Origin of the sequence: Natronomonas salina, from assembly GCF_013391105.1 — an archaeon.
Lineage (GTDB): Archaea > Halobacteriota > Halobacteria > Halobacteriales > Haloarculaceae > Natronomonas > Natronomonas salina.
This window is the reverse complement of sequence record NZ_CP058335.1, coordinates 2,655,888-2,669,934: the sequence shown is the minus strand read 5'-3', so window position 1 is coordinate 2,669,934 and position 14,047 is coordinate 2,655,888. Positions and strand designations below refer to the sequence as shown.

Here is a 14,047-nt window from a genome sequence, read left to right as displayed (position 1 = left end):
GGAACGAGAGGATGGCCGACGACTCGCCAGACGAGGTGGAGACCGTCCGCGACGCCGTCGAACGCTCGCGCAGCGGCGCGCCCGCCGCCGGCGAGGTGGTCCGCGACCGCTTCGAGTCCGACGAGATCTTCCAGCGGATCATCGCCGCCGCCGACGAGGAGATCGACACGGGGACCCGCGAACTGTTCTTCAGCGCGCTGGCCGGCGGGTTCGCCATCACGATCACGTTCCTCGCGCTGGCGAGTATGACCGCCAAGTCCGACGACCCGCTGCTGGGCGTGTTCCTCTACCCGCTGGGCTTCGTCTACATCATCCTGGGCGGCTACCAGCTCTACACCGAGAACACGCTGCCGCCGGTCGCGCTCGTCCTCGAGCGGCTGGCGAGCGTCCCGGCGTTACTCCACACCTGGGTCGTCGTCCTCGTCGGCAACTTCGCCGGCGGCGCCTTCGGTGCCCTGGTACTCGCCTACACCGGGGTCTTCGAGCCGGCGACGGTGGCGACCGCCGTCGAACTCTCCGAGAAGGGGCTGCACAAGGGCTGGTGGGACCTCTTCTTCAAGGGCGGCTTCGCCGGCCTCATCGTCGCCGGCGTCGTCTGGCTCGACTACGCCGCCCGCGACACCATCACCAGGTTCGTCCTCGTCTACGTCGCCTTCCTGCTCATCCCGCTGGGCGACCTCTTCCACGTCGTCGTCTCGTTCACCGAGCTGATGTACCTCGTCTTCCTCGGCGAGGCGGCGCTGCTGCCCGGACTCACCGGCTTCGTCCTCCCGGTGCTGCTCGGCAACACCATCGGGGGCGTCCTGCTGGTGACCGTCGTCAACTACTTCCAGACGACCGAGCGGCGGCTGGCCGACGCCCGCGAGGACGGCGTCGAACGGCAGCTCTCCGTCCGCGAACTGTTCGGCGGCGGCAGCGTCGGCCGGACCTACGTGCCGGCCGACAAGGACTACGACCGCGAGCGACGCGCCCGCCGCAAGGAGGACTGACCGGAGGCCTCACGTCGCCTCCCGGACGGGACCGAGGTACAGCGCGACGACGCTCGTCGCCAGGAGCACGGCGAACAGCTGCCAGTCCCCCGGCGAGTCCAGACCGGACAGGAGGGTCGCCCCCATCGCGAACGGGAGGAACACGGCGGTCCAGAAGACGACGGCGCGGAGGACCGATAGCAGCCGCTGTGCGGGACCGACGTCACCGTCCAGCGCCTCGGTGCCGGACCGCCGCTCGGTCGCGTCGTCGTGACCGGGTGACGTCATCGCAGGGCTGGTCGGCGGTTCGGAACGGGAGAAGCTTGTTATGTGCCACCTACTGTCACAGCGATTGAAAGTCGACGACGTCCTTACCGCAGAGTCCCCTGTCCACGCCCCGCCGCGGCAGCCCTCACCGGTCAGAGGACTGCCGCTCCGGCCACGCCCCGATCGCCGAGGTGACAGCGTCGTCGACGAGTCCGCTGGCTACGAGCGACTCGACGGCGTCGATGTCGCCGTCCAGGCGGCGGTCCCGCTCCAGCGGCGGGACGACCTCCCGGACCGCCTCGCGGACGGCGGCGGTCCCGGACCCGAGCACGAGGTCGTCGTCGAGGTACTCGGCGGCCTCCGCCCCGCAGAGCAGTTCGACGGCCAGCACGGTCCGGACGCGGTCGAGGACGCGGCGGGAGTCCAGCGCCGCCGTCACGCTCATGCTGACGTGGTCCTCCTGGCCGCCGCTGACGGGCGTGTTGTCGCTCGCGGCCCGGCCGACCGAGCGGCAATCGTTGAGCATCCCGGCGGCGGTGTACTGGGCGATCATCAGGCCGGACTCGACGCCGCTGTCGTCGGCCAGGAACGGCGGCAGGTGCGGCTCCTGGAGGTTCGGGTTGAGCATGCGGTCGGTCCGGCGCTCCGAGATGGCCGCCAGCTCGGTGAGCGCGCCGACGAGGTAGTCCAGCCGGAGCGCCAGCGGCTCGCCGTGGAAGTTGCCGCCGGAGACGACGGCCGCGCTGTCGGTCCCCGAGGCGCGGTCGTCGACCGCCTCGCGCGGGAAGACCAGCGGGTTGTCGGTGACGCTGTTCAGCTCGACGGCGACGGCCTGCCGGAGGTGCGCGACGGCGTCGCGGACCGCGCCGTGGACCTGCGGGAGACACCGGATGGAGTAGGCGTCCTGGACGCGGTCGCAGTTGCGGTGGGAGTCGACGACCTCCGAGTCGCCGGCCAGCGCCCGGACCGTCGCCGCGCTCGTCGCCTGGCCGGCGTGGGGCCGCAGCTCGTGGATGGCGGGGTCGCAGGCGGCCGTCGTCCCCATCGTCACCTCGGTGGCGAGGGCGCCCGCGGCGTCCGCGGCGCGGCAGAGTCGCTCGGCGTCGTCGACCAGCAGCGCCGCCGCGCCCAGGGTCAGTTGCGTCCCGTTGATGAGCGCGAGCCCCTCCTTCGCGCGGAGCGTCAGCGGCTCGAGGCCGGCTGCCGAGAGCGCCGCGGCGCCGTCCAGCCGCTCGACGCCGTCGGTCGTCTCGACGTCCGCCTCGCCCTCGCCGACGAGGACGAGCGACATGTGCGCCAGCGGCGCGAGGTCGCCGCTGGCCCCGAGGCTGCCGCGGGCCAGAACGACCGGGTGGACGCGCTCGTTCAGGAGCGCGACGAGGTGGTCGACGACGACCTCGCGGACGCCCGAGTAACCCTTCACCAGGGAGTTGATCCGGGTCAACAGCATCGCGCGGACGAGTTCGGGGTCGAGCTCGCGGCCCGCGCCGGCGGTGTGACTCCGGATCAGGTTCAGCTGTAGCTCCTCGATGCGGTCCGGCGGGATCTGCGTGTCGACGAGTTCGCCGAAGCCCGTGTTGAGGCCGTAGACTGCCTCGCCGGAGGCGGTGACGTTCTCGACGCGCTCGCGGGCCGCCCGGACCCGCTCGCGTGCGTCGTCGGTGACGGCGACGGCCTCGCCCTCGCGGGCGACCGCGACCACGTCCGCGACGGTCAGCGACTCGCCGTCCAGGCGGACCGTCACGGGGCCACCCCCGGGCCGACCACCGGCTCCCCGCCCTTGAGGACGGACCGGACGACGTTCTCGCCGAAGCGGTACGGGACGTGGACCGACGAGGGGGCGTCGAGCACGAGCAGGTCGCCGGGCGCGCCGGGCTCCAGCGTCCCCGCCTTCGGGTCCAGCGGCGGCCCCTCCGGGAACGCCTCCGACCGGTCCGCGCCGAGGGCCAGCGCGCCGCCGCGGGTGCAGGCGCAGACGGCTTCGGCGGGCGACAGCCCCATCCCGACGCAGGCCAGCGACGCGGCGAAGCCCATACTCGGCGCGTAGCAGTTCGGGTTGAAGTCCGAGGCCACCGCCAGCGGCGCGCCGGCGTCGCGGAACGCCCGGGCGTCGGCGTAGTCGGCGCCGAGCCCGAACGCCGTCCCCGGGAGCATCACGGGGACGACGTTCGCCTCCCGGAGCGCCGCCACGTCCTCGTCGGCGGCGTGCAGGAGGTGGTCGGCGCTGACCGCCTCGAGGTCCGCCGCCAGTCGCGCGCCCCCGAGGCGGACGAACTCCTCGGCGTGGACCTTCGGCGCGAGCCCGCCCTCCCGCCCCGCTTCGAGCACCCGTCGGGACTGCTCGACGGAGAAGACGTCCTCCTCGCAGAAGACGTCGCAGAACGCCGCGACGCCCTGCGCCTCGACCGCGGGCAGTTGCTCGTCGACCACCTCGTCGACGTACTCGTCGGTCCCGCGGTCCTCCGGGACGGCGTGGGCGCCCATGAACGTCGGCACCACGTCGACCGGATGCTCGGCGTCGGCGCAGTCGATCACCTCGAGCAGCCGGAGTTCCGTCTCGACGTCGAGGCCGTAGCCCGACTTCACCTCGACGGTCGTCGTCCCGTGGGCGAGCACCGCGTCGAGGCGGTCACAAAGGAGGTCGAGCAGTTCGTCGTCGCCGGCCTCGCGGACCGCCCGGACGGTCCGGAGGATGCCGCCGCCCTCCGCCAGTATCTCCTGGTAGGGCTTCCCCCGGAGCTTCGCCGCGAACTCGTCGGAGCGGTCGCCGGCGAAGACCGCGTGGGTGTGGCTGTCGACGAACCCCGGAATCACCGCCCGCCCCGATGCGTCGACGCTGTGGGTGGCGTTCTCGGGCGGGTACCGCTCGGTTATCGTCTCCGTCGGCCCGACCGCGGCGACCTCGCCGTCGACGATCGCGACGGCGGCGTCCTCGCGGCGGTCGAGCACGGCGTCGGGGTCGTCCGGCGGCGAGCCGTCAGTCGCGGGCGCCGGCCCCTCGCCGGCGGGACCGACGACGAGCTCCGCGGCGCCGTGGACGACGGCGTCGAGGTCGGATTCAGTCACGACCCCCACCTCCGCTGCCGGCCAGGAAGTGTGCGACCGCGCGGGCGGCCGCCCCGGCGGTGCGGCCGCCCTCGTCCAGCGGCGGCGCGCACTCGACGACCTCGAAGCCCGCCACCCGGTCGTCGCCCGCCAGCCGCCGGACGATCCGGAACAGCTCGCGGGTGGTCAGTCCGCCCGGCGTCGGCGCGCTCACGCCCGGCGCCGCGGCCGCCTCCAGGACGTCGCAGTCGACGCTGAGATAGAGGACGTCGACGTCCGCGACCGCGTCGCGGGCGCGCCGGACGGCGCGCTCGAGGTCCCGTCCCACCGCCTCGCTGGTGACGACCTCGCCGCCGCGCTCCTCCAGGTAATCGACGTAGGCCGTCGAGGTCTCGTGGTGGCGCGCGCCGAGGCAGACGTAGGCGTCGAGCCCCGCCTCGAACAGCTGGCGGTACGGCGTGCCGCTGGTGGGCGCCTCCCGGACCTCGCGGACGTCGAGGTGGGCGTCGAGGTTGACGACGCCGACCGACCCGCGGTCGCACAGCGGTTCGACGTTCGGGTAGGTCAGGGAGTTGTCGCCGCCGAGGAAGACGGGGACGGCGTCGCCGGCGTGGAGGTCGGCGGCGACCTCGGCGACGCTCCGCTGGATGGCCGCCGGGTCCATCGAGTCGACCGCGAGGTCGCCCAGGTCGCCGATCGAGCGCGCTCGGCCGACCGGCCCGGACTCGAAGCCGTGGGTCTTCACGCCCCGGAGCGCCTCGCGGATGGCGTCCGGACCTTTCGCGGCGCCGGGGCGCCCGACGACCGCGGCGTCGAACGGCTCGCCGACGAGGACGACGTCGTGGTCGGGGTCGCTCGGGTCCTGGTGTGCGTGGTCGACGCCATCGACGACGTCGCCGAAGGTCTCGTCGTTCGGGTCCCCTGAGGGCGACTCCCAGACCGGCGGCGGGGCGAACGACGTCATCGGTCGTCCATCGGGATCCGCACGTCGGACTCCCGGGCGGTCTCCGCGGCGTCCTCGTAGCCGGCGTCGGCGTGGCGGACGACGCCCATCCCGGGGTCGGTCGTGAACACCCGCCGGGCCTTCCGCTCGGCGAGGTCCGTCCCGTCGAGGACGACGTGGTTGTTCGCGTGCAGCGCGTTGCCGATGCCGACGCCGCCGCCGTCGTGGACGCTGACGATGTCGGCGCCCGCCGCGCAGTTCAGCAGCGCGTTGAGGATGGGCCAGTCGGCGACCGCGTCGGTGCCGTCCCGCATGGCCTCGGTCTCGCGGTTCGGGCTGGCGACGCTGCCGGCGTCGAGGTGGTCGCGCGTGACGACGATCGGTGCCGCGATCTCGCCCTCGCGGACGAGGTCGTTGATGCGCAGCGCGAACCGCGCTCGTTCGGTGAGCCCATCGTCGTCGGTGTCGTATCCGAGCCAGCAGACCCGCGAGGGGAGGCCCTGGAACTGCACCTGCTCCTGGGCGAGGTCGATCCACCGCTGGAGGTCCTCCTTCTCCGGGAACAGCTCCGTGACGGCCTCGTCGGTGCGGTGGATGTCCTCGGGGTCGCCGGAGAGCGCCGCCCAGCGGAACGGCCCCTTCCCCCGGCAGAACTGCGGGCGGATGTACGCCGGGACGAACCCCGGGTAGTCGAAGGCGTCTCGCTCGTCCGGGGCGCTGCCCGAGACCGGCCACGGTGGCCGGTCCTCCGCCGGTCGGTGCTCGCGGACCTGCCCGCGGATGTTGTTGCCGTACTCGAAGGCCACTGCGCCGCGCTCCTGCAGTTCGACGATGGCGTCGACGTGCCGCTCCATGGTGTCCAGCGCCTCGATGCGGTACTGCTCCGGGTCGGCCTCGCGGGCCTCGTCGGCTTCCTCGACGGTGTAGCCCGAGGGGACGTACCCCTCGAGTTCGTCGTGGGCGCTGGTCTGGTCGGTGACGACGTCCGGGACGAACCCGCGGTCGAGCATCGCCTCGAGCATGTCCGCGGCGTTCACGTGGACGCCGACGCTGTACGGCTCGCCCGCCTCGGCGGCCTCCTCGGCGCGGGCGATGGCCTCGTCGAGATCGTCGGTCTTCTCCTGGCAGTAGCCGGTCTCGATGCGGCGGTCGATGCGCCGCTCGTCGACCTCGGCGGCGACGCAGACGCCGCGGTTCATCGTCACCGCCAGCGGCTGGGCGCCGCCCATCCCGCCGAGGCCGCCCGTCGCGACGATCTTCCCCTCGAGGTCCGTCGCGTCGTACTCCTGGCGGGCCAGCGCCGCCAGCGTCTCGTAGGTGCCCTGGATGATGCCCTGGGTGCCGATGTACGCCCAGGAGCCGGCGGTCATCTGGCCGTACATGATCTTCCCCTCGGCCTCGAGTTCGTGGAAGTGCTCCCAGTCGTCCCACTTCCCGACGAGGTTCGAGTTGGCGATCAGGACCCGCGGGGCCATCTCGTGGGTCCGGAAGACGCCGACCGGCTTCCCCGACTGCACCAGCAGCGTCTCCTCAGTTCCGAGGTCCCGCAGTTCCTCGAGGATGGCGTCGTAGGCGTCCCACGACCGGGCGGCCCGCCCCGTGCCGCCGTAGACGACGAGGTCCTCGGGCCGCTCGGCGACCTCCGGGTCGAGGTTGTTGTTCAGCATCCGCAGTGCGGCCTCGGCCCGCCAGCCCTCGCACTCGATGTCGGTGCCGGTCGGCGCGCCCTGGTACTCCCGCCACTGCTCGGAGGGCTCGCCGCGGTCCCACGCCTCGTCCGCGTCTGTGGCGTGCTTTGCCATAGCAGGGGTACGGCGGCGGGCCTCAAATCGCTTCGGCCGGTGCCGACGCCGAGATCGCGTCATCCGGCGCGGCCGCTACGAGGGAAGATAAGCGAAGAATCGGGTGCTGATGCGGGGAAGGCGTGCGGTGACGACACGAGTCGTCAGCCGAGGTCACGCCGCGGCGTTCTCGTGGGCGTTCTCCGACCGGTCGTCGCGCTCGTCGGCGTTATCGGATTCGTCGTCGCGGTCCTCGACGTTCTCCGAGGCGTCATCGCGGTCCTCGGCGTTCTTCTCGCGGTCGTCGGCGTTGTCGGCGCCGTCGTCCGCGTTCGCGTTCGCGTTCTCGGAGGCGTCGCCGGATTCCGCGTCCGTATCGTCGGCGCCCTCATCGTCGGCGGCGTCCGACTCGTCATCGCGCTCCTCGGCGTTCGCGGCGCCGTCCTCCGCGTTCGCCGCGCCGTCCTCCGCGTTGGCGCTGGCGTTCTCGGAGCGGTCGTCGCGATCTTCGCGGTCGTCCGCGGCTTCGGTGTCGTTCTCGACGTCATCGTCGTCCGCCTCGACGCTCTCGTTCGACCGGTCGGCGTCCTCGTCGGGCGCCTGCGCGTCGTCACCGGCCGGGGTCAGGTCGGAGACGGCGGCGCCGAGGTCGTCGATCTCGCCGTCGACGAACAGGTCGATCCGCTCGTGGATCGCGTCGACGAACGACGGCGGCCCGTCGGCGGCGGCCGCGTCTCGGTCGTCGGGCTGTGCTGTCGCGGCGCCGGCGGCGCCGACGAGCACGAGGCTCGCCGCGAGGGCCGCCAGCGCGATTGCTTTGGCGCGCATTGCACTCGACCCCACCAGTCGAGGTGATAACTACGGGGTCGTTCGTTCATTCCGTTTACTTTCTATTGGCTGAATTTGCCTGCTGCAAACCGTCTCGCCCGAGTTCGTGCGCCGTCGAACGAACGCTTGAACGGTCGCGGAGGGGCCTCGGAGCACCCTTAGCAGTCCGCTACGGCCGTCAGCTATTTGTAGCGGTCCGCCACCCGCTCGCGGAGCCGCGCCTTCTGGATCTTCTCGCCGTGCGGCCCGGCGGAGCGGGGGAAGGCGTCCACGAACTCGACGGCCTCGGGGACCTTGTAGTCGGCGACGCGGTCGGCCATCGCCGAGCGGAGCGTCGCCGCGTCGACGTCGCCGTCGCGCTTCACGAACGCGACGGGGACGTGGCCGTGCCGCGGGTGCGGCGCGCCGACGACCTGCGAGCGTTCGACGCCCGCGAGTTCGTCGAGGACGGTCTCGATCTCCCGCGGCGACACCAGGAACCCGCGGACCCGGAGGGCGTCGTCGAGGCGGGCCTCGAAGAAGAAGCGGCCCTCCCCGTCCCGGCTCGCGAGGTCGCCGGTCTTCAGCCACTCCCCCTCGAAGTCCTCGGCCGTCGCGTCGGGGCGTCGGAGGTAGCCGTCGACGACGTTGTAGCCACGGAGGCGGAGTTCGCCGCGCTCGCCCGGCGGCAGCTCCTCGCCCGTCTCCGGGTCGACGACCGTCGCGTCCTCCTCCTCGGGGTGGACCAGCGGGCCGCCGACGCGGTACCGCTGCTCGCGGGGGTCCTCGGGATCGCCGACGAACACCTGGCTGTTGGCCTCCGAGAGGCCGTACGGCTGGACCAGCGGGAAGCCGACCGCGTCCTCGATGCGGTCGAAGGTCGCCTCGTCGAACCCGCGGCCGAGGAAGCCGACCGCGCCGCACCGGAGGCTCTCGACGCGCTCCGAGGCGAACGTCTCGTGGTCGACCAGCCGCTCGTACATCGTCGCCAGTCCCGAGAAGTAGGTGACGCCGTGTTCCTCGACGAGCCGGACGGTCTCGCCGGGGTCGAAGTGCCGCTGGACGACGAGCGGGACGCCGTGGACGAGCGCGCTCACCCAGACGTTGTGGCCCCAGACGCCCGGGAACGGCAGCGCGCCGAGGACCACGTCCCCGGTCGAGAGGTCGAAGAACTCGCCGACCGCGTGGGCGTGGTTCAGCAGCGACCGGTTCGTCTGCGGACAGCCCTTCGGGTCGCCGGTCGTCCCGGAGGTGTAGAAGATGCAGGCCGGGGCCTCCGGATCGGTCGCGGGACGCCGCGAGACGTCGGCGCCCGCTTCGACGACGTCGTCGTACGCGCGGACCGCCGGGAACTCCTCGCGGGACTCGAGTGCGATCACCTCTTCGAGGTCCGGCAGCCCGCCGGGGTCGAACTCGTCGGGCGACGACTCCCGGACCGACGGCGCCAGTTCGGCGACCGACTCGAGGTACTCGCGGTCGAGGAAGGTGGACTCGACGAGCAGGACGCGGCTCCCCGAGTCGGTAAGGAGGTGCTCGAGTTCGTGCGTGCCGTAGCGGGTATTGGCGGCGACCGCGGCTGCGCCGAGGTACGAGGCCGCCAGCTGTGCGGTGATCCACTCCGGGCGGTTGCCCAGCCATATCGTGACGGCGTCGCCGGGCCCGACGCCGATCCGGTCGAGTCCGCCGGCGAGCGCGCGGCTCTCGGCGAGCAACGCCTCGTAGCTCCACGCCCGTCCGTCCGCGACGAGCGCCGTCGCCGTGGGACGGGCCTCGGCCACCTCGGCGACGCCACCGTAGAGCGTGGCGTCGGGCCAGCGCAACATACCACCTGTCACGGCAGCCGGCGGCTAAACGGTTCCCCCGGCCCGCCTCAGTCGGCCACCGCTTCCCGCTCTTTCTCGCGCTCCCGTCCCTCGTCCCGCTGGATGACCCGGCCGCTCACGTAGGTCAGCAGCGCCAGGCACAGCAGCGGGAAGATGGTCAGGAAGTGCGCGATGCCGACGATGACCGGGTCCCACCCCCACGGGTTGACGACCCAGTAGAGGACGTCCATCGCCAGCAGGATGCCGAGGGGGATGAGGTTGACCGTCAGGTCGGCCCACGTCTCGCGGGTGATGTTGAGGAATGACATGGATTGTGGGGTCGGTGGTGTCGTGTTCGCGGAGCGCCCGCGCCGTCCGGTAAGCGGCGTGGCCACTGCGCGGCCGCTTCGTTCGTACCGTCGTCCGTGCGATGCAAGGACGTACGGCCTGCAAGTACAGGCTCGCGGTCGCAGTCGGACGGTTCGCGGTGACCGCACGCCACCGCATCGATATACGGGTGTGCGGTCACCGACCGGCGACTAGTCCGAGTCGGTCGACCGCACGCGGACGTCCAGAGCTCTAGAAGCTGCTCTCTTCGGTGGACTCGTTGCCGGTCTCGTTGCCGGTCTCGTTCTCCTCACCGAAGCCGCCCGTCTCGTTCTCGGTCTCGTTGCCAGTCTCGTTCTCCTCACCGAAGCCGCCCGTCTCGTTCTCGGTCTCGTTGCCAGTCTCGTTCTCCTCACCGAAGCCGCCCGTCTCGTTCTCGGTCCCGTTCTCCGTCTCGTTCTCCTCACCGAAGCCGCCCTCCTCGGTCTCGTTTCCGGCACCGTCGCCGCCGGACTCGTTCCCGTTGCCGTTGCCGCCCGGACTGCCACAGCCGGCCAGCGCGACGGCACCAGTTGCTCCGATCGTAGCCACGAACTTGCGTCGGTCGAGTTTGTCGGTCATGGTTGAAGTGGGCGGTGTGCCCTACCGGAGACGTGTTCGTGGATTGAAAAAGGAATTCTTACCACCTGCTGAAATTTCGCGCCGTATTTTGCCGGGTCCGAAGGGTAGCGGCCTTCTCGTGAAGTGTTAGTAACCCACACGAACTGTCGGGTTGACGACCGTTCGCCCGGGACGACCCCGGCGACCTACTGCGCGTCCACCACCGCGACACTCGCCAGGTTGACGATGTCCTCGACCTCCACCTTTTTGCCCTCGGGGTCGCTGGCTCGTGACGCTCCTTCCGGTCGCGCCACACACGCGCTCCCCGCTCGGCGCAAAAACGTGGGCGAAAAAGAACAGCTGCTCCCCCGTAGTTCCGAACTGCGCTCTTATTGCGCGTCGACGACCGCGACGCTCGCCAGGTTGACGATGTCCTTGACCTCGTCGCCGCGCTGGAGGACGTGAACCGGTTTGTCCATGCCGACGAGCATCGGGCCGATGGCCTCGGCGCCGCCGAGCCGCTGCAGGAGTTTGTACGCGATGTTGCCGGCCTCGAGGTTCGGGAAGACCAGCACGTTCGCCGGGTCGTCGAGTTCGGAGAACGGATAGTCGCCGTCGAGGATCTCCTCGACGACGGCGGTGTCGGCCTGCATCTCGCCGTCGACCGGGAAGTCGATCTCGGGGTCCTCTCTGAGCATCCGGGCGGCCTCACGCGGCTTCCGCGTCCCCTCGTTGTCGACGGTCCCGAAGTCCGAGTACGACAGCAGCGCGACACGGGGGTCGACGTTGAACTGCCCGGCGAGCGCGGCGGTGTGACGCGCAACCTCGGCCAGCACGTGCTCGTCTGGCGCCTGGTTGACGGTGGCGTCGGCGAGGAACACCACTTGGTTCTTGAACGTGAGCATGTAGACGCCGGCGGCGTACTCGGCGTCAGCGGCGGTGCCGACGACCTGCAGCGGCGGCCGCAGCGCGGTCGGGTAGTGGTTCGTCAGCCCCGTCAGCATCGCGTCGGCGTCGCCCATCTCCACCATCACGCTGGCGAGGTAGTTGCCGTCGTGGACCAGCGAGTCGGCCTCTCGCCGGGTGATCCCGTTGCGCTGCCGGAGCTCGTAGAGCCGCTCGGCGTAGGGGTCGAGCTCGTCGGTCGTTGGGTCGACGATCTCGGGGTCGAAGTCCAGCCCGAGGTCGGAGGCCTGCTCCCAGATGTCGCGCTTCCGGCCGACGAGGATCGGCTCGGCGATGGACTGCTCGGACAACTGGTAGGCCGCGCGGATCATCTTGGTGTCGGTGCCCTCCGCGAGGACGAGCCGCTTGGGGTCGCTCTGGGCCTTGTTGAGGACGACCCGCATCATCTCGCGTGACTTCCCCAGCCGGGCCTCCAGGGTCTCGCGGTACGGGTCGAGTTCGAGCGACTCGCGGGCGACGCCGCTCTCCATGGCAGCCTCGGCGACCGCGCCGGAGACCTCGAAGAGGACGCGGGGGTCCAGCGGCTTCGGGATGATGTACTCCGGCCCGAACCGCAGGGGCTGGTCGCCGTAGGCCTTCACGACCGCGTCCGGAACGTCTTCCTTCGCGAGGTCGGCCAGCGCCTCGGCGGCGGCGATCTTCATCGCCTCGTTGATCTCGGTCGCACGGACGTCCAGCGCACCCCTGAATATGAACGGGAACCCGAGGACGTTGTTCACCTGGTTGGGGTAGTCGGACCGGCCGGTGGCCATGATCACGGTGTCCTCACGGGCCTGTTTGGCCGCCTCGTAGCCGATCTCCGGGTCGGGATTGGCCATCGCGAAGACGATGGGGTCGTCGGCCATCGACCGGACCATCTCCGGGTCGACGATGCCGCCGGCGGAGAGGCCGACGAAGGCGTCGGCACCCTCCATCGCGTCGGCGAGGCTGCCGCCCTCGGGCTGGGCGAACGGCTCGACGTACTGGTGGGGGTCGCCCTCGGCGACGCGGTCCTCGGTGACGACGCCGTCGATATCGCACATCGTGATGTTCTCGGTGCGGACGCCGAGGGAGGCGTAGAACCGGGCGGTCGCCGTCGCGGCCGCACCCGCGCCCGCGAACGTGACCGAGATGTCTTCGAGGTCCTTGCCGGCGATCTCGCAGGCGTTCAGGAGGGCGGCGCCGGAGATGATGGCGGTGCCGTGCTGGTCGTCGTGGAAGACGGGGATGTCCATCTCCTCGCGGAGGTACTCCTCGATGCGGATGCACTCGGGGGCCTTGATGTCCTCGAGGTTGATGCCCCCGAACGTCGGCTCCATCCGGGCGACGGTCTCGGCGAACTCCGCCGGGTCCGCCTCCTCGAGTTCGATGTCGAAGACGTCGATGTCGGCGAAACGCTTGAAGAGGACGCCCTTGCCCTCCATGACGGGCTTGGATGCCTGCGCGCCGATGTCGCCGAGGCCGAGGACCGCACTGCCGTTGGAGACGACGCCCACCATGTTCCCCTTCGTCGTGTACGCGTAGGCGTCCTCGGGGTCGTCGGCGATGGCCCGGCAGGGAGCCGCGACGCCCGGCGTGTACGCCAAGGAGAGGTCCCGCTGCGTGTTGGTCGGCTTCGTCGTCGATATCTCCAGTTTCCCGGGGGGCTCGGCCCGGTGGTACTCCAGTGCGTCCTCGTCCAGTCCCATACCGGCCCTGCGGGCGCCCGGCTTATACGCGCAACTATTGCCGACCGTCCAGCGACCCGGACGGGGAGTGGGCGTCCGTGCCGCACCCCGGGAGCGTTTTCAGGCCCTGAGAACGCCCGCGCCGGTATTTAAGTGGGGCTCTCGTACGTGAAGCCATGTCAGACGAGCGTTGCACCAACTGCGGCGAGCCGGCCGCCGACACCTACGAGCTGCTGATCCGCAGCCGGAATCACGCCGCGGTGCCGCTCTGCGACCGCTGTCACGAGGCCATCGAGGCGGAGATCGCCGAGTGACCCCACCCGCGAGGCGCGACGCCGACCACCCACGACCATGACCCGATCGATCCACGTACTCCACGTCGACGACAACGCGGCGCTCCGCGACCTGACCGCGGAGTTCCTCGAGAAGGTCGCGACGGAGATCACCGTCCACAGCGTCGCCGACCCGACCGACGTCCCGGCGACGCTGGCCGGCGAGCCGATCGACTGCGTCGTCAGCGACTACGAGATGCCCGAGCAGAACGGTCTCGACCTCTGCCGCGAGCTCCGCGAGGACCACCCCGACGTCCCGTTCTTCCTCTTCACCAGCCGCGGCGGCGAGGAGATCGTCGGCCGCGCGATGGGCGCCGGCGCGACCGACTACATCCAGAAGGAGCCCGGCGTCGAGCAGTACACCCTGCTGGCGAACCGCATCGCCAACGCCGTCTCGAAGCACCGCACCGAGGAGCGACTCGCCGAACTGGAGCGAGCGATCGACGAGGAGGCAGCAGCCGACGGCGGCGTGACGCCCGGTGACGGCGACACCGTCGACGACGTGGAGGTCGAGGTCGTCAGTGAGTCGGAGTCCGAAGCGGTCGGCAGCGTCGAGTTCTGAA

Annotated in this window: 12 protein-coding genes and 1 pseudogene; 3 read left to right on the top strand and 10 right to left on the bottom strand. The window is 71.1% G+C overall.

The annotated features are described in order from the left end of the window. Nucleotides 1-11: 11 nt before the first annotated feature. A pseudogene (locus HWV07_RS13825) lies at nucleotides 12-938 on the top strand (formate/nitrite transporter family protein); the annotation flags it as partial. A 60-nt stretch (nucleotides 939-998) separates the two neighbouring features. On the opposite strand, the gene HWV07_RS13820 reads toward HWV07_RS13825, so the two are convergent. The 10 genes from HWV07_RS13820 to HWV07_RS13775 all read right to left on the bottom strand — a co-directional run bounded on the left by HWV07_RS13820 (nucleotide 999) and on the right by HWV07_RS13775 (nucleotide 13,173). Further along, complete coding sequence (locus tag HWV07_RS13820; protein WP_178334870.1) at nucleotides 999-1,256, bottom strand: DUF8028 family protein; 258 nt, start codon at nucleotides 1,254-1,256, stop codon at nucleotides 999-1,001. 124 nt (nucleotides 1,257-1,380) lie between these two features. After that, entirely contained in the window at nucleotides 1,381-2,979 is a 1,599-nt protein-coding gene (gene hutH, locus HWV07_RS13815; RefSeq protein ID WP_178334869.1) for a histidine ammonia-lyase, read from the bottom strand. Next, nucleotides 2,976-4,301, bottom strand: a complete 1,326-nt coding sequence (gene hutI / locus HWV07_RS13810; RefSeq protein WP_178334868.1) for an imidazolonepropionase — start codon at nucleotides 4,299-4,301, stop codon at nucleotides 2,976-2,978. Before hutI ends, hutH begins: the two co-directional genes overlap by 4 nt. Next, a complete protein-coding gene (gene hutG, locus HWV07_RS13805; RefSeq protein WP_178334867.1) occupies nucleotides 4,294-5,244 on the bottom strand; it encodes a formimidoylglutamase in 951 nt (316 codons plus the stop codon). The genes hutI and hutG overlap by 8 nt, the downstream gene beginning before the upstream one ends. Continuing rightward, the gene (gene hutU, locus HWV07_RS13800; RefSeq protein WP_178334866.1) at nucleotides 5,241-7,025 is read right to left on the bottom strand and encodes a urocanate hydratase; all 1,785 of its coding nucleotides are present in this window, start codon (nucleotides 7,023-7,025) and stop codon (nucleotides 5,241-5,243) included. Before hutU ends, hutG begins: the two co-directional genes overlap by 4 nt. A gap of 153 nt (nucleotides 7,026-7,178) precedes the next feature. Further along, nucleotides 7,179-7,832, bottom strand: coding sequence for a hypothetical protein (locus HWV07_RS13795; RefSeq protein ID WP_178334865.1), 654 nt, complete (start codon nucleotides 7,830-7,832; stop codon nucleotides 7,179-7,181). Nucleotides 7,833-8,014: 182 nt separating this feature from the next. Continuing rightward, nucleotides 8,015-9,634: a class I adenylate-forming enzyme family protein gene (locus HWV07_RS13790; RefSeq protein ID WP_178334864.1), complete on the bottom strand. Its 1,620-nt coding sequence runs from the start codon at nucleotides 9,632-9,634 to the stop codon at nucleotides 8,015-8,017. Nucleotides 9,635-9,681: 47 nt separating this feature from the next. Then, nucleotides 9,682-9,942, bottom strand: coding sequence for a DUF6684 family protein (locus tag HWV07_RS13785; RefSeq protein WP_178334863.1), 261 nt, complete (start codon nucleotides 9,940-9,942; stop codon nucleotides 9,682-9,684). Between the two features lie 250 nt (nucleotides 9,943-10,192). Continuing rightward, nucleotides 10,193-10,561, bottom strand: a complete 369-nt coding sequence (locus HWV07_RS13780; protein WP_178334862.1) for a hypothetical protein — start codon at nucleotides 10,559-10,561, stop codon at nucleotides 10,193-10,195. Between the two features lie 368 nt (nucleotides 10,562-10,929). After that, nucleotides 10,930-13,173: an NADP-dependent malic enzyme gene (locus HWV07_RS13775; protein WP_178334861.1), complete on the bottom strand. Its 2,244-nt coding sequence runs from the start codon at nucleotides 13,171-13,173 to the stop codon at nucleotides 10,930-10,932. A gap of 155 nt (nucleotides 13,174-13,328) precedes the next feature. Here HWV07_RS13775 and HWV07_RS13770 point away from each other — a divergent pair, with 155 nt between their 5' ends. Both HWV07_RS13770 and HWV07_RS13765 read left to right on the top strand, forming a co-directional pair. Beyond that, nucleotides 13,329-13,466 carry a hypothetical protein gene (locus tag HWV07_RS13770; RefSeq protein WP_178334860.1) on the top strand — a complete coding sequence of 46 codons (138 nt, stop codon included), beginning with the start codon at nucleotides 13,329-13,331 and terminating at the stop codon, nucleotides 13,464-13,466. Nucleotides 13,467-13,503: 37 nt separating this feature from the next. Then, on the top strand, nucleotides 13,504-14,046 hold the full coding sequence (locus HWV07_RS13765; RefSeq protein WP_178334859.1) for a response regulator: 543 nt from the start codon (nucleotides 13,504-13,506) through the stop codon (nucleotides 14,044-14,046). Nucleotide 14,047: the final 1 nt, after the last annotated feature.

What these genes read in the sequence shown, in the direction of transcription:
- HWV07_RS13795 (WP_178334865.1), bottom strand. Translation starts at nt 7,832, where the DNA reads ATGCGCGCCAAAGCAATCGCGCTGGCGGCCCTCGCGGCGAGCCTCGTG.
- hutG (WP_178334867.1), bottom strand. Translation starts at nt 5,244, where the DNA reads ATGACGTCGTTCGCCCCGCCGCCGGTCTGGGAGTCGCCCTCAGGGGAC.
- HWV07_RS13775 (WP_178334861.1), bottom strand. Translation starts at nt 13,173, where the DNA reads ATGGGACTGGACGAGGACGCACTGGAGTACCACCGGGCCGAGCCCCCC.
- HWV07_RS13765 (WP_178334859.1), top strand. Translation starts at nt 13,504, where the DNA reads ATGACCCGATCGATCCACGTACTCCACGTCGACGACAACGCGGCGCTC.
- HWV07_RS13780 (WP_178334862.1), bottom strand. Translation starts at nt 10,561, where the DNA reads ATGACCGACAAACTCGACCGACGCAAGTTCGTGGCTACGATCGGAGCA.
- HWV07_RS13820 (WP_178334870.1), bottom strand. Translation starts at nt 1,256, where the DNA reads ATGACGTCACCCGGTCACGACGACGCGACCGAGCGGCGGTCCGGCACC.
- HWV07_RS13770 (WP_178334860.1), top strand. Translation starts at nt 13,329, where the DNA reads ATGTCAGACGAGCGTTGCACCAACTGCGGCGAGCCGGCCGCCGACACC.
- HWV07_RS13790 (WP_178334864.1), bottom strand. Translation starts at nt 9,634, where the DNA reads ATGTTGCGCTGGCCCGACGCCACGCTCTACGGTGGCGTCGCCGAGGTG.
- HWV07_RS13785 (WP_178334863.1), bottom strand. Translation starts at nt 9,942, where the DNA reads ATGTCATTCCTCAACATCACCCGCGAGACGTGGGCCGACCTGACGGTC.
- hutU (WP_178334866.1), bottom strand. Translation starts at nt 7,025, where the DNA reads ATGGCAAAGCACGCCACAGACGCGGACGAGGCGTGGGACCGCGGCGAG.